19 protein-coding genes and 1 riboswitch are annotated in these 19,851 nt (G+C 69.4%); of the genes, 13 read left to right on the forward strand and 6 right to left on the reverse strand.

Translation table 11 applies throughout. The features are described 5' to 3' along the window. Window positions 1–155 precede the first annotated feature (155 nt). Window positions 156–253, reverse strand: a riboswitch (glycine riboswitch). Between the two features lie 201 nt (window positions 254–454). The 11 genes from ACFY6S_RS25420 to ACFY6S_RS25470 all read left to right on the forward strand — a co-directional run bounded on the left by ACFY6S_RS25420 (window position 455) and on the right by ACFY6S_RS25470 (window position 12,790). Further along, complete coding sequence (locus ACFY6S_RS25420; RefSeq protein WP_388814733.1) at window positions 455–1,162, forward strand: AAA family ATPase; 708 nt, start codon at window positions 455–457, stop codon at window positions 1,160–1,162. A 37-nt stretch (window positions 1,163–1,199) separates the two neighbouring features. Further along, window positions 1,200–1,934: an enhanced serine sensitivity protein SseB gene (locus ACFY6S_RS25425; RefSeq protein WP_388814732.1), complete on the forward strand. Its 735-nt coding sequence runs from the start codon at window positions 1,200–1,202 to the stop codon at window positions 1,932–1,934. A 230-nt stretch (window positions 1,935–2,164) separates the two neighbouring features. Next, on the forward strand, window positions 2,165–2,959 hold the full coding sequence (locus tag ACFY6S_RS25430) for an enhanced serine sensitivity protein SseB C-terminal domain-containing protein (protein ID WP_388814730.1): 795 nt from the start codon (window positions 2,165–2,167) through the stop codon (window positions 2,957–2,959). A 452-nt stretch (window positions 2,960–3,411) separates the two neighbouring features. Continuing rightward, window positions 3,412–4,410 carry an ABC transporter permease gene (locus tag ACFY6S_RS25435; RefSeq protein WP_388814728.1) on the forward strand — a complete coding sequence of 333 codons (999 nt, stop codon included), beginning with the start codon at window positions 3,412–3,414 and terminating at the stop codon, window positions 4,408–4,410. Between the two features lie 44 nt (window positions 4,411–4,454). Further along, complete coding sequence (locus tag ACFY6S_RS25440) at window positions 4,455–6,215, forward strand: ABC transporter substrate-binding protein (RefSeq protein WP_388814726.1); 1,761 nt, start codon at window positions 4,455–4,457, stop codon at window positions 6,213–6,215. A gap of 138 nt (window positions 6,216–6,353) precedes the next feature. Beyond that, window positions 6,354–7,364: an ABC transporter permease gene (locus ACFY6S_RS25445; RefSeq protein WP_388814724.1), complete on the forward strand. Its 1,011-nt coding sequence runs from the start codon at window positions 6,354–6,356 to the stop codon at window positions 7,362–7,364. Next, window positions 7,361–8,476 carry an ABC transporter ATP-binding protein gene (locus tag ACFY6S_RS25450; RefSeq protein ID WP_388814722.1) on the forward strand — a complete coding sequence of 372 codons (1,116 nt, stop codon included), beginning with the start codon at window positions 7,361–7,363 and terminating at the stop codon, window positions 8,474–8,476. The genes ACFY6S_RS25445 and ACFY6S_RS25450 overlap by 4 nt, the downstream gene beginning before the upstream one ends. Further along, a complete protein-coding gene (locus ACFY6S_RS25455) occupies window positions 8,473–9,666 on the forward strand; it encodes an ABC transporter ATP-binding protein (protein WP_388814720.1) in 1,194 nt (397 codons plus the stop codon). Before ACFY6S_RS25450 ends, ACFY6S_RS25455 begins: the two co-directional genes overlap by 4 nt. Before the next feature lie 151 nt (window positions 9,667–9,817). After that, on the forward strand, window positions 9,818–10,489 hold the full coding sequence (locus ACFY6S_RS25460) for a trimeric intracellular cation channel family protein (RefSeq protein WP_388817816.1): 672 nt from the start codon (window positions 9,818–9,820) through the stop codon (window positions 10,487–10,489). A 48-nt stretch (window positions 10,490–10,537) separates the two neighbouring features. Then, window positions 10,538–11,371 carry a thioesterase family protein gene (locus ACFY6S_RS25465; protein WP_388814719.1) on the forward strand — a complete coding sequence of 278 codons (834 nt, stop codon included), beginning with the start codon at window positions 10,538–10,540 and terminating at the stop codon, window positions 11,369–11,371. Between the two features lie 255 nt (window positions 11,372–11,626). Further along, window positions 11,627–12,790 (forward strand): cysteine desulfurase family protein, encoded by a 1,164-nt coding sequence (locus tag ACFY6S_RS25470; protein ID WP_388814717.1) that lies wholly within the window; start codon window positions 11,627–11,629, stop codon window positions 12,788–12,790. 68 nt (window positions 12,791–12,858) lie between these two features. Here ACFY6S_RS25470 and ACFY6S_RS25475 read toward each other — a convergent pair whose 3' ends face one another. Beyond that, a complete protein-coding gene (locus ACFY6S_RS25475) occupies window positions 12,859–13,575 on the reverse strand; it encodes an N-acetylmuramoyl-L-alanine amidase (RefSeq protein ID WP_388814716.1) in 717 nt (238 codons plus the stop codon). A 60-nt stretch (window positions 13,576–13,635) separates the two neighbouring features. On the opposite strand from ACFY6S_RS25475, the gene mnmA reads away from it, so the two are divergent. Continuing rightward, window positions 13,636–14,772, forward strand: a complete 1,137-nt coding sequence (mnmA, locus tag ACFY6S_RS25480) for a tRNA 2-thiouridine(34) synthase MnmA (RefSeq protein ID WP_388814715.1) — start codon at window positions 13,636–13,638, stop codon at window positions 14,770–14,772. 37 nt (window positions 14,773–14,809) lie between these two features. Here mnmA and ACFY6S_RS25485 read toward each other — a convergent pair whose 3' ends face one another. From ACFY6S_RS25485 to ACFY6S_RS25495, 3 genes are all read right to left on the reverse strand, one after another. Continuing rightward, window positions 14,810–15,517, reverse strand: coding sequence for a hypothetical protein (locus ACFY6S_RS25485; protein WP_388814713.1), 708 nt, complete (start codon window positions 15,515–15,517; stop codon window positions 14,810–14,812). 287 nt (window positions 15,518–15,804) lie between these two features. After that, window positions 15,805–17,547: an alpha/beta hydrolase gene (locus tag ACFY6S_RS25490; protein WP_388814712.1), complete on the reverse strand. Its 1,743-nt coding sequence runs from the start codon at window positions 17,545–17,547 to the stop codon at window positions 15,805–15,807. Between the two features lie 24 nt (window positions 17,548–17,571). Continuing rightward, window positions 17,572–17,991 carry a hypothetical protein gene (locus ACFY6S_RS25495; protein WP_388814710.1) on the reverse strand — a complete coding sequence of 140 codons (420 nt, stop codon included), beginning with the start codon at window positions 17,989–17,991 and terminating at the stop codon, window positions 17,572–17,574. 362 nt (window positions 17,992–18,353) lie between these two features. Here ACFY6S_RS25495 and ACFY6S_RS25500 point away from each other — a divergent pair, with 362 nt between their 5' ends. Then, window positions 18,354–18,542 carry a hypothetical protein gene (locus tag ACFY6S_RS25500; RefSeq protein WP_388814708.1) on the forward strand — a complete coding sequence of 63 codons (189 nt, stop codon included), beginning with the start codon at window positions 18,354–18,356 and terminating at the stop codon, window positions 18,540–18,542. 101 nt (window positions 18,543–18,643) lie between these two features. Here ACFY6S_RS25500 and ACFY6S_RS25505 read toward each other — a convergent pair whose 3' ends face one another. Further along, entirely contained in the window at window positions 18,644–19,420 is a 777-nt protein-coding gene (locus tag ACFY6S_RS25505) for an alpha/beta fold hydrolase (protein ID WP_388817813.1), read from the reverse strand. 87 nt (window positions 19,421–19,507) lie between these two features. After that, the gene (locus ACFY6S_RS25510) at window positions 19,508–19,843 is read right to left on the reverse strand and encodes a DUF427 domain-containing protein (RefSeq protein ID WP_388817810.1); all 336 of its coding nucleotides are present in this window, start codon (window positions 19,841–19,843) and stop codon (window positions 19,508–19,510) included. Between the last annotated feature and the right edge of the window lie 8 nt (window positions 19,844–19,851).

Raw genomic sequence — 19,851 nt, forward strand, 5'->3', positions numbered from 1 at the left:
CGGTGTGGCTCCCAGGGCATGACGGCGAGGACGGTCCTCCCCATCTGTCATCGGAACCTGAGAGGTTCACCACGGCCACACGTACACACGCACGCGGGTCGTGACTTGCACCTTGGGTGGAGCCGCTGTCACCGCGGCCCGCTTTTCAGATCTGCCTCATCCACGCGGTACGGGGCCTGAGAGATTCAAGGGAGGAACTTGCTCCTTCGGCGCCCGGCGCACACGGTGACCGGGACTCTCCCGCGCGGATTCAAACGGCCAGTATGCAGTTGGCGGGCACATCATCGCACGCGTCGGCGCGGATCGGGGCCGCAGGCCCCGATCTCGCCCGGCCGGGTGAGAAGCTTGTGCGACATTGCCATTTCTTTACACTTCGTGGGCAAGGGTCGTGCACAGCGGCGAGGACCGGTCCCCGCGGACGGCGGACCGGCAGCGGACTGACAGGGGGACGCGAATGATGTCGCAGGGGTCCGGAACGTATCCGGCGGCCGGGGCGACGGCGCGCGTACCCGCCCAGCCGGGAGCACCCGCCGGGGACACCATCACGGATACGGGACCGGGTGTACGGGACTTACGCGGCCGGCCCGGCGGGGCGCCGCACACCCTGGTCTTCGCCACCGGGGACGTGGTGGTCGTCTCCGGGCTGCCCGGCAGCGGCAAGTCCACCCTCATCCGGCGGACGGTGCCGGGCGGGGGAATCGACTCCCAGGACGCCAGGGACCGCTGGGCGCGACTGCTGCCGCCCGCCCTGCCGTACCCCCTCTACCGTCCGCTCGTACGCCTCGCCCACTACGCGGGCCTGTGGCGCGCGCTGCGCTCCGGCTCCGGCGCCGTCGTCCACGACTGCGGCACGCAGAGCTGGGTCCGGAGCTGGCTGGCCCGCGAGAGCGGCCGGCGTGGCCGGCTGCTCCACCTCCTGCTGCTGGACGTCGAGCCCGAGATCGCCCGCGCCGGACAGCGCGAGCGGGGGCGCGGAGTCTCCCGGTACGCCTTCGCCCGGCACCGCCGCGCGGTGGGCCGGCTGCTCGCCCGCGCCGAGAGCGGGCTGCTCCCGGCGGGGTGCGCCTCCGCCGTGCTCCTGGACCGGGAGGCGGCCGGGGCGCTGGAGCGCATCGTGTTCCGGACCGCCGCGGCCGGGACCCACGCGGCCGGTACGCCGTAAGGTGCTGCCGCAGGGTCGAGGCGGAGGAATGAGGACAGTGGACACAGCATGGCCGGGCAATGAGCTGGAAGAGGTGCTCGCCGCCTCGCTCGGTGTCGAGGGCGCGGGAGCACGGCTGATCGAGGTACTCGGACGCAGCGAGGTCTGGGTGCCGCTGCCCAACGGCGGTGGCACCGACAGCGCCTCGCTCGATCTGCCCACGATGGACATCGAGGGCGGTGCCTACGTCCCGGTGTTCAGCTCGGCGGAACAGTTCCGCACCTGCGTCGGCACCCACATGGCCTTCACCGTCGCGCCCGCCCGCGACTTCGCCAGGGGCCTGCCGCCGCAGCTCGGCGTCGTGGTCAACCCGGGAGGGCTGGTCGGCATGCCGCTGCCGCCGCCCGCCGTCGCCGAGCTGTGCCGGGCGGGCTGTACCCCGCTCGACGGCCCGGCCAGCGGGGGCAGGGCCCGGCTCTTCGAGCCGGACTGGCAGGAGGACCCGGTGGACTTCCTCGCCGCCGCGGCGGCCGAGTTCGAGGCCGTCGGCGTCGTCCTGTCCGCGCGTCGCGCGCTCGCCAGCGTCGAGGGCGAGCCCCCGGTGCTTTTCATAGGCGTCCAGCTCTCGTCCTGGGAGGCCGCCGAACGCAACGCCCCGATGGACGCGCTGGGCCGGGCCCTGGGCCGGGTGGAGGTCGGCTGGCCGGTCAACCTGCTGCTGCTGGACCTGGCCCAGGACCCGGTCGCCGACTGGCTGTTGGCCAAGGTGCGGCCCTTCTACCAGCGCGGCTAGGGACGTTCGCCCGCATCCGGCCGGGTGCGGGGAAGCGGCGCAGGCCCCCCGAGCCCGGCCGGACGGCGCCGGGCCCCGCGTCCCGACTGCCGGGCGGGGCGCGGCCGTCGGCCAGCCGGGATGTCCACGACACCGCCTAAGCTGTTTCCGGCCGGGCCGCCGCACCGTGAGCCCGGATGGTGCCCGGGGGAGCTGGGCGAATGGTGGATCGACGAGGGGCGGAACCCACAGTGAGCGCGTCAGGCACCGCGGCGGCCGGGCAGGTCGAGCACATGCTGCGTCAGGTGGCGCCCGGACGGTACGACGCGTACGAGGCGCTGCTCCGGGCCCTCGACGAGGACAGCGTCTGGATGCTGCTCTGGCACGGCGGGGCCGGCTCGCCCGACGCCCAGTACGGAAACATGGAGGTCGACGGAGTGGGCTACGCCCCCTGCGTCACCTCAGCCCAGGAACTCGCCGTCAGCGGCTGGACCCGCGCCCACGAGGTGGTCACCGGCCGCGACATCGCCCGCGCCCTCTACCCGGACCGCTGGGGAATCTGGCTCAATCCGCACGCCCCCGGCGGCGGTGTCGGCGTCCCCTGGCTCGATCTGCGCCGTATCGCCACCGGCCTGGACCGGATGCCCGCGGGACCGCTGCGGCTGTCCGAACCCGCCGTACCGCTCCCGCAGTTCTACGCCCTGCTCACGCAGAACGCGCACCGCACGCCCGCCGTCCGCTCGCTGCGCCGTACCTGGGTGCAGCCCGCGCTCGGGGTGCCGTACCTCGCCATCGGTCTCGATCTGTACGACACGAGCCCCGCCTCCGTCGACTCCGTGCACGCGATGATGCGTCAGTCGATCGCCGCCGTACCGGACGGGCTGCCGGTCTCCACCGTCGCGATGTCCGACGAATACGACCCGGTAACAATGTGGCTGCGCTCCAACTCCCGTCCGTTTTACGACCGGGAGGCGCACGCGGCGCCCGCGGGCGGGGACCGCGCGCCCGGATACGGGTACCCGCCGCCCGGACCCGTTGGTTACTGAGCGGCGCGCGCGCCGGGCGTACGGGGCGCGGTGGCGGGGCCGGGAACAAGGTCCGGACCTGCGCTCCCGCCCGCGTCCGCTCCTCCGGGGGCGGACATTCCGGAGGATCGGATGGGTTAATTCCATCATTCATGTGGGTAGTTGGGCGGCATGCCCGATCTGGTGGATTAGTGACCCACATCGTCCGTTGACCCGAAAATCGTGTCCGGATAACGGTAATCCTCTTTTCGCATCACGTTTGGGCAACCATTCACCGTGAGGGCTGGCGGGTGATCGCTTCGTAGCTGAAGACTCCGTGCAGCAAGTGGTCTCCGCACGTACTAGTGTGCGATGCGCTCCAAGAAGCAGTCCCCCGGATCCAGGGGGACCACTGTGCGAAATCTGATGTGAACGAGCCGCTACAGCGGCGGTCATGGGCCGGCCACCGTCGGCCGAGAGGGGTCTCCAGCGCAATGACGGCACCTATCGAGACCACCGGGTCGGCGGCGCAGTCTCCGCCGGAAGCGGTCCTGGAGGGCGCCGGGGGCAAGCAGATCGAGGGTCGCTCGCTCGGCCGGATCGCGTGGACGCGTTTCAAACGGGACAAAGTCGCCGTGGCCGGCGCGATCGTCGTGATCCTCCTGGTCCTTGTCGCCGTACTGTCCAAGCCGCTCCAGTCGATCTTCGGGCTGGACCCCAACGCCTTCAACCAGGACCTGGTGGACCCCACCCTGCTGGCCCCCAAGGGCAGCTTCGGCGGGATGAGTTGGGACCACCCGCTGGGTGTCGAGCCGCAGACCGGCCGCGACATCCTGGCCCGCATCATCGAGGGCTCGTGGGTCTCGCTGGTCGTCGCGGCCGGTTCCACGATGCTCTCCGTCGTCATCGGCGTCGTGATGGGCGTGGTGGCCGGGTTCTACGGCGGCTGGGTCGACGCCGCGATCAGCCGCATGATGGACACCTTCCTCGCCTTCCCGCTGCTCCTCTTCGCGATCTCCATCTCCGCGTCGCTCCAGGGCAGTGTCTTCGGGCTCGAAGGGCTCTCGCTGCGCATCGCGGTACTGATCTTCGTGATCGGCTTCTTCAGCTGGCCCTACATCGGCCGGATCGTGCGCGCGCAGACCATGAGCCTGCGTGAACGGGAGTTCGTCGAGGCGGCCCGGTCGCTCGGCGCCCGCGGCCCGTTCATCCTCTTCCGGGAGCTGCTGCCCAACCTGATCGCGCCGATCCTCGTCTACGCGACGCTGCTGATCCCCACCAACATCCTCTTCGAGGCGTCCCTGAGCTTCCTGGGCGTCGGTATCGCCCCGCCGCAGTCCTCGTGGGGCGGCATGCTGTCCACCGCGGTCGATCTCTACCAGGTCGACCCGATGTACATGATCATTCCTGGCATGGCGATCTTCATCACCGTGCTGGCCTTCAATCTGCTGGGGGACGGGCTGCGCGACGCACTCGACCCCCGTGGCAAGTAATCGCGGCCCTGCCGCACCGGTCAATCGAGGGGGCTTTCCTCAGGATGAACAGCAGAAAGACAGCATCGGCCATCGCGGTCACGCTGGCGGTGGCGCTGGGTGCGACCGCTTGTGGCAGCAGTGACAGCAAGGACAGCGGCGGCAAGGGGGGCGGCAGCGCGAAGGCCGATGCCGGGCTGAGCGGCATCGTCAACGCCAGCACCAAGAAGGGGGGGACGGTCACCTACGAGCACTCCAGTGGCCCGGACTCCCTGGACCCGGGCAACACGTACTACGGCTGGGTGCAGAACTTCTCCCGCCTGTACGCCCGTTCCCTGGTGACGTTCAAGCCCGCCGCCGGCAAGGAGGGCCTCACGGTCGTCCCCGACCTGGCGACCTCGCTGGGCAAGGGCAGCGCCGACGCCAAGACCTGGACGTACACGCTCCGCAAGGGCGTCAAGTTCCAGGACGGCACCGAGATCACCTCGGCGGACGTCAAGTACGCGATCGAGCGCTCCAACTTCGCGCCCGAGGCCATATCCAACGGCCCGACGTACTTCAAGTCGTACCTGGAGGGTGGTGAGAAGTACAAGGGTCCGTACAAGGACAAGTCCAAGGGCGGCCTCAAGTCCATCGAGACCCCGGACAAGTACACGATCACCTTCAAGCTGAACAAGCCGTTCGCCGACATGGACTACCTGGCCGCGTTCTCGCAGACGGCCCCGGTCCCGCAGAAGGCCGACAAGGGCGCCGAGTACGTCCAGAACATCGTGTCCTCGGGCCCGTACAAGTTCGACTCGTACAGCGAGAGCCGCGGCGCGACCTTCTCCCGCAACCCCGAGTGGGACCAGGCGACCGACCCGGTCCGCAAGGCGCTGCCCGACAAGATCGAGCTGAAGTTCAACGTCAACGCCTCGACGGTCGACGAGCACCTGCTCAGCGACACGATCACCGCGGACATCGCCGGCACCGGGCTCCAGTCCAAGACGCAGCCGAAGGTGCTCGTCAAGCCGGCCGAGAAGGCCCGGACGGACAACCCCTACGCGGGCGCGCTCCAGTACCTGGCGATGAACGTCAACGTGAAGCCGTTCGACAACATCGACTGCCGCAAGGCCGTGCAGTACGCCGTGAACAAGGCCGGTGTGGTCGACGCGGTCGGCGGCTCGGTCAAGGGCGAGCCCGCCTCCACGATGATCCCGCCGTCGGTCGCCGGGTACAAGAAGTTCGACCTGTACCCGTCCGCCGGCAGCAAGGGCGACGCGGACAAGGCCAAGGAAGCGCTCGCCAAGTGCGGTAAGCCGAAGGGCTTCAAGACCTCGCTGACGGCGCGTTCCGACCGTCCCGACGAGGTCCAGGCCGCCACGCAGATCCAGCAGAGCCTGAAGGCGATCGGCATCACCGCCGACATCAAGCAGTTCCCGGCGGACAAGTACTTCACCGACTTCGCGGGCTCGCCCAAGTGGGTCCACGACAACAACGCCGGTCTGATGATGATGGCCTGGGGTGCCGACTGGCCCACCGGGTACGGCTTCCTCGACTCGATCGTGAACGGCTCGGCCATCAAGCCGTCCGGTGGCACGAACCTGATGGAGCTGAACGACCCGAAGATCAACAAGGCGCTGACCGACGGCATCGGCACCCTCGACACCGTCGCCCGCGGTGAGAAGTGGGCCGAGGTCGACAAGCTGGTCATGGAGAACGCGTCCGCGGTGCCGCTGTTCTACAAGAAGAACCTGCTCTACCGCCCGGAGTCGGCGACCAACGTCACCGTCGCCGAGTCGTACCTCGGTATGTACGACTACGTGCTGATGAGCTCGGACAAGTAAGTCCGGACGACACCGAACAGCACACTCGGTAACACACTCAGTAACACCTGTTACATCAAACAGCACCCCCCGAAAGGCAGGTGAAGGTGCCGGGTCGTACGGGCGCACCCCGCTCGTACGACCCGGTACCGCACGGCTGTGGCTGCGTACATCATCCGACGCGTATTCGCCGCGGTGTTGCTGCTGCTGGTGGTCAGCGCAGTCACGTTCGCGATCTTCTTCCTGGTGCCCCGCCTGGGCGGCCAGACGACCGACTCACTGGCCGCCCAGTACGTCGGTAAGGGAGCCGACCCCGGCGCCATCGCCGCCATCAAGGCGAACCTGGGGCTGGACGATCCGCTCTACCTCCAGTACTGGCACTTCATCAAGGCCATCGTGGTCGGCGCCGAGTACAACCTCGGCCCCAACCCCTCGGTGTGCAACGCACCGTGCTTCGGCTACTCCTTCAAGACCCACGTCGAGGTCTGGCCCGAGATCGTCCAGCGCATCCCGGTCACCTTCTCGCTGGCCATCGGCGCGGCGGTCATCTGGGTCGTCTCCGGTGTCGCCATCGGTGTCCTCTCCGCGCTCAAGCGGGGCTCGATCTTCGACCGGCTGACCATGGGCATCGCCCTGGCCGGCGTCTCGCTGCCGATGTTCTTCACCGGTCTGGTCTCCCTCGCCCTGTTCAGCTTCCACTGGACGATCTGGGAGAACCTGGAGTTCGTGCCCTTCACCGAGAACCCCGGCGAATGGGCGTGGAACCTCATCCTCCCCTGGTGCACCCTCGCCTTCCTGTACTCCGCCCTCTACGCGCGGCTCACCCGCGCCGGAATGCTGGAGACCATGGGCGAGGACTACATCAGAACCGCGCGGGCCAAGGGCCTCAAGGAGCGCCAGGTGGTCGTCAAGCACGGCCTGCGCGCCGCGCTGACCCCGCTCGTCACCATCTTCGGCATGGACTTCGCGCTGCTCCTGGGAGGCGCGGTCATCACCGAGCGCGTCTTCTCCTTCCAGGGCATGGGCGCGTACGCCATCCAGGGTGTGACACGCAGCGACCTGCCCATCGTGATGGGCGTGACCCTGGTCGCCGCCTTCTTCATCGTTGTCTGCAATCTGCTGGTGGACCTCGTGTACGCCGCGATCGACCCCCGGGTGAGGCTCTCATGAGCGACGTGAGCAAGACGAAGCACGCGAACGGGGACGACGCGGGTACGGGCCCGGCCGCGAGCGCTCCGGCCGCCGCCCCGCGGGGCGCGGACGGCACGTTCCTCTCCGTACGGGACCTGCGGATCCACTTCGACACCGACGACGGCCTGGTGAAGTCCGTCGACGGCGTCAGTTTCGACCTCCAGGCCGGCAAGACCCTCGGTATCGTCGGCGAGTCCGGCTCCGGGAAGTCCGTGACGTCCCTGGGCATCATGGGGCTGCACAACTCCGAGCGCGCCCGCATCTCCGGCGAGATCTGGCTGGACGGCGAGGAGCTGATCGGCGCGGGTCCCGAGCGGGTGCGCGAGCTGCGCGGCCACAAGATGTCGATGATCTTCCAGGACCCGCTGTCCGCGCTGCACCCGTACTACAGCGTCGGCGCGCAGATCGTGGAGGCGTACCGCGTCCACAACAAGGTCGACAAGAAGACCGCCAAGAAGCGGGCCGTCGACATGCTCGACCGGGTCGGCATCCCCGAGCCGGCCCGCCGCTACAACGACTACCCGCACCAGTTCTCCGGCGGTATGCGCCAGCGCGCGATGATCGCGATGTCGCTGGTGAACAACCCCGAGCTGCTGATCGCCGACGAGCCGACGACCGCGCTGGACGTGACCGTCCAGGCGCAGATCCTCGACCTCATCCGGGACCTCCAGAAGGAGTTCCACTCGGCGGTCGTCATCATCACCCACGACCTCGGCGTCGTCGCCGAGATCGCGGACGACCTGCTCGTGATGTACGCCGGACGCTGCATCGAGCGCGGCTCGTCGGAGAAGGTCTTCTATCAGCCCCAGCACCCCTACACCTGGGGGCTGCTGGGCTCGATGCCCCGTATCGACCGCGAGCAGACCGAGCGGCTCGTGCCGGTCAAGGGGACCCCGCCCAGTCTGATCAACGTCCCGTCCGGCTGCGCCTTCCACCCGCGCTGCCCGTACGCCGACGTGCCCAAGGACAACCTCACCCGTACCGAGCGTCCCAATCTGCGGGAGATCACCGACGGGCACTTCTCCGCCTGCCACATGTCGAAGGCGGAGCGGGAACAGATCTGGACCGAAGAGATTGCGCCGAAGCTGTGACTGAGCTGACGAAGAAGATTCCGGAGCAGGTCGCGACGGGCGGCGCATCGGACGGGCCCGAGCCGATCCTCAAGGTCAACGGCCTGGTGAAGCACTTCCCGATCACCAAAGGCATCCTGAAACGCAAGGTCGGCGCCGTCCAGGCCGTCGACGGGCTGTCCTTCGACGTGCTCCCGGGGGAGACCCTCGGCGTCGTCGGCGAGTCGGGCTGCGGCAAGTCGACCATGGGGCGGCTGATCACCCGGCTGCTCGAACCGACCGGCGGCAAGGTCGAGTTCGAGGGCAAGGACATCACCCACATGTCCGCCGGGGCGCTGCGTCCCCTGCGCCGCGACATCCAGATGATCTTCCAGGACCCGTACGGGTCGCTGAACCCGCGCCACACCATCGGCGGGATCGTCTCCACCCCCTTCAAGCTCCAGGGCGTCGAGCCCGAGGGCGGGGTGAAGAAGGAGGTGCAGCGGCTGCTGGAGCTGGTGGGCCTCAGCCCCGAGCACTACAACCGCTATCCGCACGAGTTCTCCGGCGGTCAGCGCCAGCGCATCGGCATCGCGCGGGCGCTGGCGCTCAACCCGAAGCTGGTCGTCGCGGACGAGCCCGTCTCGGCGCTGGACGTGTCGATCCAGGCGCAGGTGGTGAACCTGCTGGACGACCTCCAGAAGGAACTCGGCCTGACGTACGTGATCATCGCGCACGACCTGTCGGTCATCCGCCATGTCTCGGACCGGATCGCGGTGATGTACCTCGGCAAGATCGTCGAGCTGGCCGACCGGAAGTCGCTGTACGAGTCGCCGAAGCACCCGTACACGAAGGCGCTGCTGTCGGCGGTGCCGGTGCCCGACCCGAGCAGGCGCGGTGGCAAGAGCGACCGGATCCTGCTCAAGGGCGATGTGCCGTCGCCGATCTCGCCGCCGAGCGGCTGCCGGTTCCACACCCGGTGCTGGAAGGCGACGGAGATCTGCAAGACGACCGACCCGCCGCTGATCCAGCTCGCGCCCGGTCACCAGGCGGCCTGCCACCACCCGGAGAACGCGCCGGACCAGCGTCCGCAGGACACGGTCTCGGTGGCGACGCGCGAGACGGTGGAGCTGGCCGAGCCGGGTGCCGGTGCCGGGAAGCCGGCCGCCGGTGCTCCGGACGCCGAGGGAGCCGGTGCTCCGGAAGCAGAGGCGCCGGGCAAGGGGCAGTAGCCGCTCCGGGCAGGGCGCTCCGGGCCCGGACCGCCCTGCCGCGGGTACGCGGTCGCGGGACCAGGGACGCATGACATCGGCCGGTACGGCGGTGCTCGTGCGTCCCTGGTGCCGTTCCACGGTGTCCCGTCGGCCCCGGCACAATGTCCGGGTGCTCCAGGACCTGTTCACCCCCTCCGTCCAGCACGCGCTCGATCTCGTCGGCATCTTCGTCTTCGCGATCTCGGGCGCGCTGCTCGCCGTACGCAAGAACTTCGACGTCTTCGGCATGGCCGTGCTGGCCGAGATCACCGCGCTGGGCGGAGGGCTGCTGCGTGATCTGATCATCGGCGCGGTGCCGCCCGCCGCCTTCACCGACCTCGGCTACTTCTCCATGCCGCTGGTCGCCACCACGCTGGTCTTCTTCCTGCATCCGCACGTCGAACGCATCCAGGGCGCGGTCAACGTCTTCGACGCCGCCGGACTCGGCCTCTTCTGTGTCGCGGGCACCACCAAGGCGTACGCCTACGGTCTCGGCCTCACCTCCTCCGCCGTGCTCGGTCTGGCCACGGCGGTCGGCGGCGGGGTGCTGCGGGACGTGCTCGCCAACGAGGTGCCCTCGCTGCTGCGCTGGGACCGCGACCTGTACGCCGTACCGGCCATCGTCGGCGCCTCGATGGTGGCGCTCTGCATCCGCTTCGAGGCGCTGAACGCGCTGACCAGCGCCTTCGCCGTACTCACCGCGTTCGTACTGCGGCTGCTCGCGATGCGGTTCCACTGGCGGGCGCCGCGGGCCTGGAACAGGCGCTCCGCCACGGCCGAGGAGGAGGGGACCGCCGCGTGAAAAACTTAAGCTACCGCTTAGTAAAGACGTGTTGTAGCGTTGCGCCGTATGGCACAGGTATCCATCGGAGACAGTGAGTTCGACCGCGGCACCGCCGTCGTCCCGCGTGAACCGGGCGTCTACGACACCGACCTCTCCCCGGACTGGACCGTCATGGGGGCCGTCAACGGCGGCTGTCTGCTGGCGGTCGTGGGCCGCGCCCTCGGCGACGCGCTGGCGCACGCCGACCCGATCGCCGTCTCCGCGCACTACCTGACCCCGTCGAAGCCGGGCCCGGCCGTGGTGCGCACCGAGACCGTACGGTCCGGCCGCACGCTCTCCACCGGGCAGGCGTCCCTCTTCCAGCGGGCGGAGGACGGCACCGAGGTGGAGCGCATCCGGGTCCTCGCCTCGTACGGAGACCTCGACGCGCTCCCCGACGACACCCGCACCGCGGCCAAGCCGCCCGCCATCCCGCCCCGCGAGAGCTGCCCGAGCGCGACCGGCGGCCCGGTGCCGCCCGGTGATTTCTCGATCCTCGGACGGCTCGACCTGCGGCTGGACCCCGCCACCGTCGGCTGGGCGCTCGGCGCGCCCTCCGGGCAGGGCGACATGCGCGCCTGGTTCGACTTCGCCGACGGGCGCGACCCCGATCCGCTCTCGCTGCTGCTCGCGGTGGACGCGCTGCCGCCGACCGCCTTCGACCTCGGGCTCAAGGGGTGGACCCCGACGGTCGAGCTGACCGTGCACGTCCGCTGCCGCCCGGCGCCGGGACCGCTCCGGATCGCGATCACCACCCGCAATCTGGCGGGCGGCTTCCTGGAGGAGGACGCGGAGGTCTGGGACAGCGCGGACCGCCTGGTCGCCCAGTCCCGTCAACTGGCGCGCGTTCCGCGCGGCTGAGCGCCGGCCCCCGGCGGGCCGGCGGGCGGCGGACGAGGCCGGCGGCGGGGCGGCCGAGGCATCGGGCTGCGGGCCCGGCGGGCCGGCGGTGGGGCGGCCGAGGCACCGGGCTGCGGGGCTGCGGGGCCGCGGTGATTCAACCGGAGCGTCGGCCTCCGCCGCGCCGCGCCCCTCCGGCCCGCCGGGGGCCGGAGCGGGGTCGGCCGCGGGGCTGCTGCGAGCGCGCTCGTCCGCGCTCGTAGAATCGTGCGCACCATGGCTTATCTCGACCACGCCGCGACCACTCCGATGCTGCCGGAGGCGATCGAGGCGATGACCGCCCAGCTCCGCCTCACCGGCAACGCCTCCTCGCTCCACGCCGCCGGGCGCCGGGCCCGCCGTACCGTCGAGGAGGCCCGTGAGACGCTCGCCGAGGCCCTCGGCGCGCGGCCCAGCGAGGTGGTCTTCACCTCGGGCGGCACGGAGGCGGACAACCTCGCCGTGAAGGGCCTGTACTGGGCCCGCCGCGCCGCCGACCCGGCCAGAACCCGGGTGCTGGCCAGCCCCCTGGAGCACCACGCCGTCCTCGACGCCGTGGACTGGCTCGCCGAGCACGAGGGGGCGACCGTCGAATACCTGCCGGTCGACCGGTACGGCAGGGTGGCGCCCGGGGCGCTGCGGGAGGCCGTCGAGCGGAATCCCGGCGATGTCGCCCTCGCCACCGTCATGTGGGCCAACAACGAGATCGGCACCATCCTGCCGATCCGTGAACTCGCCGAGGTGGCTGCGGAGTTCGACGTTCCGCTGCACTCCGACGCGGTTCAGGCGTTCGGCCAGACGGAGCTGGACTTCGGTGGATCGGACCTTGCCGCGATGACCGTCAGCGGCCACAAGATCGGCGGCCCCTACGGCATCGGCGCGTTGCTGCTCGGCCGCGAGCACACCCCCGTACCCGTCCTGCACGGCGGCGGTCAGGAGCGCCATGTGCGCTCGGGCACCCTCGACGTGCCCGCTGTCGCGGCCTTCGCCGTCGCGGCACGGCTCGCCGCGGAGCGGCGCGAGGAGTTCGCGCGGGAGGTCGGCGCGCTGCGGGACCGGCTGGTGGCGGCCGTACGGGACGCGGTGCCCGACGCGGTGCTCGGCGGCGACCCGGACCACCGGCTGCCCGCCAACGCGCACTTCAGCTTCCCCGGCTGCGAGGGCGACTCCCTGCTCCTGCTGCTCGACGCCCAGGGCATCGAGTGCTCGACCGGCTCGGCGTGCACGGCGGGGGTGGCGCAGCCCAGCCATGTCCTGCTGGCCACCGGCAGCGACCCCGACCTCGCCCGGGGCACCCTGCGCTTCTCCCTCGGCCACACCTCCACTCCGGCGGACGTCGAAGCGGTCGCGAAGGCGATCGGACCGGTGGTGGACCGGGCCAGGAGCGCGGGCCTGAGCTGACGGGCGGCGTGAGCCGACGGCCGGGCCTGAACCGCCGGCCAGGCCCCGAGCCGGCGGGGCGGCCGCGGTCACTCCGCCGGGGCGGTCGTGGTCTTCCGCCGGGCGTACTCCTCCCGTACGAACCTCATGTACCGGTCCCAGTTCCAGCCCTTCCCCGGGTCCGTGTGATCCGCTCCCGGGACCTCGACATGCCCGACGATGTGCTCGCGGTCCACCGGTATGTCGTACCGGTGGCATATGTCGGCGGTGAGCCGCGCGGACGAGCGGTACATCGTGTCGCCGAAGGAGTCCGCCGCCTCCACGAACCCCTCGTGCTCGATCCCTATGGACCGCTCGTTGTAGCTGCGGTTTCCCGCGTGGTAGGCCACATCCAGCTCGCGGATCATCTGGGCCACCTGACCGTCCTTGCCCACCACGTAGTGGGCGGCGGCGCCGTGAGCGGGGTCCCTGAAGACCTGGAGGGCCACCGCGTAGCTGCCCTGGACGACATGGATCACGACGCGGTCGATGCGGTAGTCGTCGGGGCGGTCGGCCATCCGCCAGTTCGTCGACGAGGCGGCCACCCACTCGGCGGAGGCGTAGTCCAGCTCGCCCTCCTTGCGCGGCTTGTGCCCCACGGACAGCTTCCGCCAGGCCCACGACAGCTCGTCGCGCGCCAGCACACCGCCGCCGAGCACCGCGGCGGCGCCGCCGATCAGCACCGCCCTGCGGGTCGCCTTCGGTCCGTCGGCGGCCCCGCGCTTGTGCGTGCCGCGACTTCCCGTACCCCGTGATTTCTCGCCCATATGCTCGTCAACGCATTCTCGCGCGATTGTGGTTCCCCCGGGCCGTACTCTGGTTGGGCTATGACTCAGAATTCCCAGCGCACCCGCCCGCTCCGCGTACTCGCCGCCATGTCCGGCGGCGTCGACTCCGCCGTAGCCGCCGCCCGCGCGGCCGAGGCGGGCCACGACGTCACCGGAGTGCATCTGGCGCTCTCCGCGAATCCGCAGTCCTTCCGCACCGGCGCACGCGGCTGCTGCACCATCGAGGACTCCCGCGACGCGCGCCGCGCCGCCGATGTCATCGGCATCCCGTTCTACGTGTGGGATCTCGCCGAACGCTTCCGCGAGGACGTGGTCGAGGACTTCGTCGCGGAGTACGAGGCCGGCCGCACGCCCAACCCGTGTCTGCGCTGCAACGAGAAGATCAAGTTCGCCGCGCTGCTCGACAAGGCGCTCGCCCTCGGCTTCGACGCCGTGTGCACGGGCCATTACGCCACGGTCGTCACCGCCCCCGACGGCAGCCGCGAGCTGCACCGGGCGAGCGACATGGCCAAGGACCAGTCCTATGTCCTCGGGGTGCTGGACGAGCGCCAGCTCGCGCACGCCATGTTCCCGCTGGGCGACACCCTGACCACCAAGGGCGAGATCCGCGCCGAGGCCGAGCGCCGGGGCCTGGCCGTGGCGAAGAAGCCCGACAGCCACGACATCTGCTTCATCGCGGACGGGGACACCCAGGGCTTCCTGGCCGACCGTCTCGGCCGAGCCGAGGGCGACATCGTCGACGAGTCCGGTACGAAGGTCGGCAGCCACGACGGCGCCTTCGGCTTCACCATCGGCCAGCGCAAGGGCCTGCGCATCGGCCACCCGGCCGCCGACGGCAAGCCGCGCTACGTGCTGGACATCTCGCCCGTCGACAACACGGTCACCGTCGGCCCCGCCGCCGCCCTCGACGTCACCGCCCTGACCGCCCTCAAGCCCCGCTGGTGCGGCACCGCCCCGGCCGGCCCCGGCGACTACACCGCCCAGCTGCGCGCCCACGGCGACGAGACCCCGGTCACGGCCGAACTCACCGACGGCACCCTCCACGTCCGCTTCGACACGCCGGTCCGCGGCGTCGCCCCCGGCCAGGCGATCGTCCTGTACGACGGCACGCGCGTGGTCGGCTCGGCGACGATCGCGACGACCCAGCGGCGGACGGGGGCGCTGGCGGCGGGCTGAACGCGGGAGCGGCCTCGCGACCGCCGGGTACCGGCGCTCAGCTCATGTAAGGCGGCGGCCACTCCCGTTCCCACGCGGCGGACACGGTGATCACCGCACTGCCGCGTGGGCGCTCGACCACGGCCCCGGACTCGTACTCGTCCGGGGTCAGAGCCAGCACCGCGTCGCCGCCCTGAGCCGCAACTTCCTCGGGCGGCGCCTCGAAGCGCCAGCCGCGATCGGTCAGCTTGCGCAGCAGCCGTTGGTAGGCGCGCTCGGCGACGGGGGCGTCCTCACAGGTGTACGTCCACTGATGCTGCCCCACACAGGAGCTGTCCTGGCTCCGGACGTACACGTAGGGCTTCTCCTCGGAGGGCCAGCCGCCGATGAGGCCGTCCAGAACCTGGCTGGAGACGTCCTTCACGCCGTTGAGGGCCTGCTGCCGCACCTTCAACTCGGTCTTGGTCGTGGGGAGGGGAAGGCCGAGGTCACTGGAGACGGGGGCCTTGACCTCGTCGGGCTCCTTGTCCCAGAAGCACGGGGAGGTGACGCCCACACTGAGCTGGCCGCCGAGGCCCATGGCCACCTGCATGAGGAAGTCGTCGGGCTTGCTACGCAGGTTGGCGCCGACGGCCCTGCGCTCGTAGTCCGGTGCGGCATCGACGGTGTGACCGGCGGTCTTCCAGTTCTCGAACACCTGGCGGACGACGTCCTTGCCCTGGTCGGGGGGGATGTCGCGCAGCCAGTAGTTCTTTGTCAGCGTCACACGGTCCTCGGACCCGCCGTCACTCGGGTCCAGGCACGGCCCCACTTCTCCGCTGCGTTGCTCCAGGCGCGGTACCGGGCTCACGCCATGGATCGCTTGCTGAATCAATTCGTCGGCCGTTCGTCTTGCTTTTTCCATATTCATCCGGGCGCCTCCATTTTCATCGGTGGATTCGTTCGACGTCCGAGAGGTTGGGGAGTCTCCCCCCGCTGTCCCTTTTCCTCCGGTGCCGCAACCAGTCAACAAGAGAGAGCCCAGGAGGAGGCCGGTCAGTGGTCTTTGGATCTTCATCCCGAGTGCGCCCCGCTCGTCGGATATTCTCCGTTTGCGATGAGTCCCATATTTCTCAAGGATTCAGAGTTTATGTCCCAGTAGAGACTGTGTGCGGAAAATACTGGAAGCTTATTTCCATCCTGGACTCCGAATGAATTTCCGCCGAATTCCGATGAAGTTGGATCGGTACCGAAGGGACGGTGACCCCAGTCTCGAGGATCCCAGAATGAACGGGTTGGAAGCTGTGCCACGAGGTCATTTTTCGCCTTTCCGGCCCATACTGCCTCCGGAGGGAGGTTGAGGTCTCGAGCGTGATCCACGCCGACTCCTGGGCTGCCGATGAAGATGACAGCATCGGCGGGCGGGGTCTCGTCGCCTGCCAGCATCTTCCCCGTGACGAGAGATCCGTAGCTGTGGCCGATCACGGTTTCGTGCGCGGGTGAACCCTGATGGGATTCTTGTAAACCGTCCAAGAAATTATTGAGCACCGGTGCTCCTTCGTTGGCGCGATTCTCGCTCGCGACCGAAAGCGGTCCTTGTGGTGCGTCATAACCGAGCCACATGAGCGAAGCGTATTTAGCGTCGGGAGTTCCATGATTTGTGGCTTCAAGGTAAAAATTCTCCGCCCGGGTGATATCCTTCTCTATGTCTTCGAGGTTGGTATTCATGCCAGGGACATACGTGGTGATTTTGTTGGCGGTGTCGGGGTTCCCCACCGACACAATCGCATGCCCTTCCTTCTCGGTGTCCACGCCGAGGAGATAGAGCTCCGGAAGGAATTTCTCTCCGGCGGTGTCGAGGTGATCCTGTACCGATCTGAGTCCCTTCAGGTCCTCGTCGATCTCCTTGATCCGCCGCGTGGCCTTCTGGTAGCGGTACCGGTCGTAATGGTTCAGCTGGTCCTTCTGGCTCACCAGCGCGGCGCGCTCCAGCTCCAGGTCCGCCGTAGTCGTCCGCAGTACGGTGCGGTTCGCCTCGTCCCGGACTTCCGCCGGTAACCCGTCGAGCGCGCCGACGCTCGCCGGATAGAGCGTGGCGAGTTCGTCCCGCTGCTCCTGCGACAGGTGTTCCCACCAAGCAGCGTTCTCCGCGGGCGTCTTGCCCTTCGGGATGTCTCCGGCGTCGGCGTAGTGCCCGGCGGCATCGCGTACGGCGCGTATGTCCTTTGCCGCGTCCGCCCACATCCGGGCGCTGATCTCCAGACCACCTGTCGTCTTGAGTTTGGCCAGCGCTCGAGAGTAGCGGGAGTGTATTTCCGCAGCCTCGCCGACAGCGGTTGCGAGCTGCTCCGCGATCTCCTCCGCCTTGCCCCTGTTGGCGTCCCCGCCCGCTTCGGCCTTGCCCGGCAGGAGTGGAATTGGAGCGCCGGGGCGGGCAGTTCCTCTGTCTGGAGCGTTTGGAGCAGGAGACAGGGGAGAAGGCGGGTACTCGACCGATCCGTCGGGATTCACCGTGAAACCGAGAGAATCTGCGTCTGCGAGAGCTTCTTTCACCTTGCGCTGCGGGGCGGCCAGTTCGGAGGCGAAGCCGTTCAATGTGGTGCGGATCAGACCGCATTCCGTATGGATGTACTGGAAGTTGCGACTCAGCCGGCCGAGGTCCTTCAGCGCCGATTTGGCCGCCTTGCCCCGCTGGGACTTCTGAATTCTGGCGATCATCTCCTGATCGACCCGGTCCATTGCCACGCTTGCGTTGGCGCTGACCCTCCCCCAACCGTCTGCGGCCTGCTCGTACTCATTCCGCTTGATGTCGCGCACGTGCTGCCATGTCAACACGCTTGCTCACCGCCCCTCTTCGGGCGGCTTGGGGGCGACATTCCGGAACGACTGCTTGATGTCGCCGTCAACCTCGCCGAAGGTCCGGCCGACCGCCTTCAGGGACCTGTCAAGCCTGGAGCATTCGTCGCGCACGCTGCTCAGGCGCTTGTCCCATCCTTCGCGCACTTCGGCCAGGAGCGCGCCGATCGTGAACCCTTCCGACCCCCAGGTGACTCCCTCGTGTGCCAGATCGAGATCGCGAAGAGCGGTTCTGGCGCTGGTGTGGAGCTCACCGGCCACGCCGGCGGCCGTCGTCCAGGGAGCGTTGTCGATATGGAGGTCCGCGTCCTCGCCTTTGCTACCCTCACCGGCAGACGCGAGCCGCATCTGGCCCGCCGGTTCGGCTGGACCGAATAATCTTTCCCATTCGGGGCTGAATGTCACTCGCCCCTCCCCCCCGGCCATCGAAGTTCACTGCCATACGGCACGTTGCCGCCGCAAAGCTATCAAGGGCTGCCCCGGCGGCTACGCCGCTCAGCCATGGTTGGGTCGGCGACGATCGCGACAACCCAGCGGCGCACGGACGCACCGGCGCGTTGACGGGCTGACGGCCGCCGAGGGCCGTACAGCGACACGTGATCCAGCCATCTCGGATGATCAACAGGGCTGGCACCGCCCGGCCGTCGGAGGCCGCCCAGTGCGGAACGTCCGCACGATGACGCATGCGGCGGGGGAGCCTCTCCGTCCTGTCGGGAAGTACAGGTGCTCCTGCGATTTCGGGTGGCCGATCACGCTCGATTCGTGACATGCGCGTGCTGTCGCTGATCGGCACGGCGCTGAATGAAGGCACCGCCCGCGACACCAGCCTGAGCCACGACGTCCACGAGATGACGGCCCTCGGGCAAGACCAACCCGATGAGCGCGCCGCGCGATATGAGGGCCGCCGCGCGGACCTCGTTCGCCGACCGGCAGAAGTCGCCAGGGGCGCCCCGTAAGCCTTTCAAACTTGGCCGCGAGAGCGTCGCTGAGACCAGCCTCTACGAAGTGGATCTCACTCTCGGCCGAAAGCCGCCCCCGCAGGGGCCGGTGAGACGCGTCACGCCGCGAAGAATTCCTCCAGCACCGGCGCCAGCACCTGCGGCGCCGCCTCGTGCAGCTGGCCCGTCAGCGTGCGGTGGCGGCCTCGGGGGAGGGACTTCGCCGTCGTGCGGGCCGCGTCGCGCAGGGCGGCCGGGGAGGCTCCGCCGTCCACGACCATCGCGCGGGTGCGCACCGCCGAGAGGCGTTCCACCGGGACCGGGCCCCGGCCCAGGATGGCGCTGTCGTACGCCAGGGTGTGCGCCACCGCCGTCAGCCCCGGCCACATCGGCGAGTGCCGCATCCCGGCGATCATCGCGGGCGTCGCACCCACCGCCGACAGGAACAGCTCGACCGCCTCGTCCCGCAGCCCCCGTGCCAGCAGGGCGGTCAGCCGCTCACGGTAGGCCGCCGTGCCGCGCGGATCGGCGGGATCGGTGACGTACGGCGGCTCGTACAGCGCCAGTTGCGTGATCGGTAACCCGGCCATCGCCGCCTCCAGCACCAGCGCGGCGCCCGAGGACACCCCGTACACCGAGGCGTTGCCGCCCGCCGCGTCGAGAAGGGCGGCGAGATCCTCGATCTCCCGCTCCACCGCGTACGGGGCGGTGTCCCCGCTGGCGCCGCGCCCCCGCCGGTCGTAGGTGATGACACTGAAGACCGGCGAGAGCAGCCTCGCCAGCGGAGCCTCCGACTCCGCCGTACTGAACGCCCCGCCCACCAGAACGACCGGCGGTCCCTCGCCCGACCGCCGGAACGCGATCGGGGTGGTGTCCCCCGACTTCACCATGCACACGTTTTCCATGGAGAGTCAGACCCCGGCGCCCCGCCCAACTCATCGCTCGGCGGCGAAGATTTCCTCGTCTTCTTCGAGATGCCTTCGTCAGTCCGCGACGACCTCCGTGTCGTAGAAGCAGAAGTGGTCCTTGACCTCGGCGACTTCCGGCTTCGGCACGGGGTACGCCCAGACGAGATCGGGGGCGCCCGGCAGCGACCAGTAGGACGCGTCGCCCTTGAACGGGCAGTGCGTGGTGGTCTCCGAGGGCGTCAGCAGCTGGGTACGGACGTCGCTCGGCGGAAGGTAGTAGCGCACGGGGCAGCCGGTCTCGCGCAGCAGCAGCGGACGGCGGCTCTCCGCGAGGAGCTGCCCGTCGCGTACGACGCGTACATGCTCGGTGCCCTGCTCGACGGTGATGCGGTGTCCGGTGGCCATGGTGATCATCTCTC

This window comes from Streptomyces sp. NPDC012835 (assembly GCF_042900885.1).
Lineage (GTDB): Bacteria > Actinomycetota > Actinomycetes > Streptomycetales > Streptomycetaceae > Streptomyces.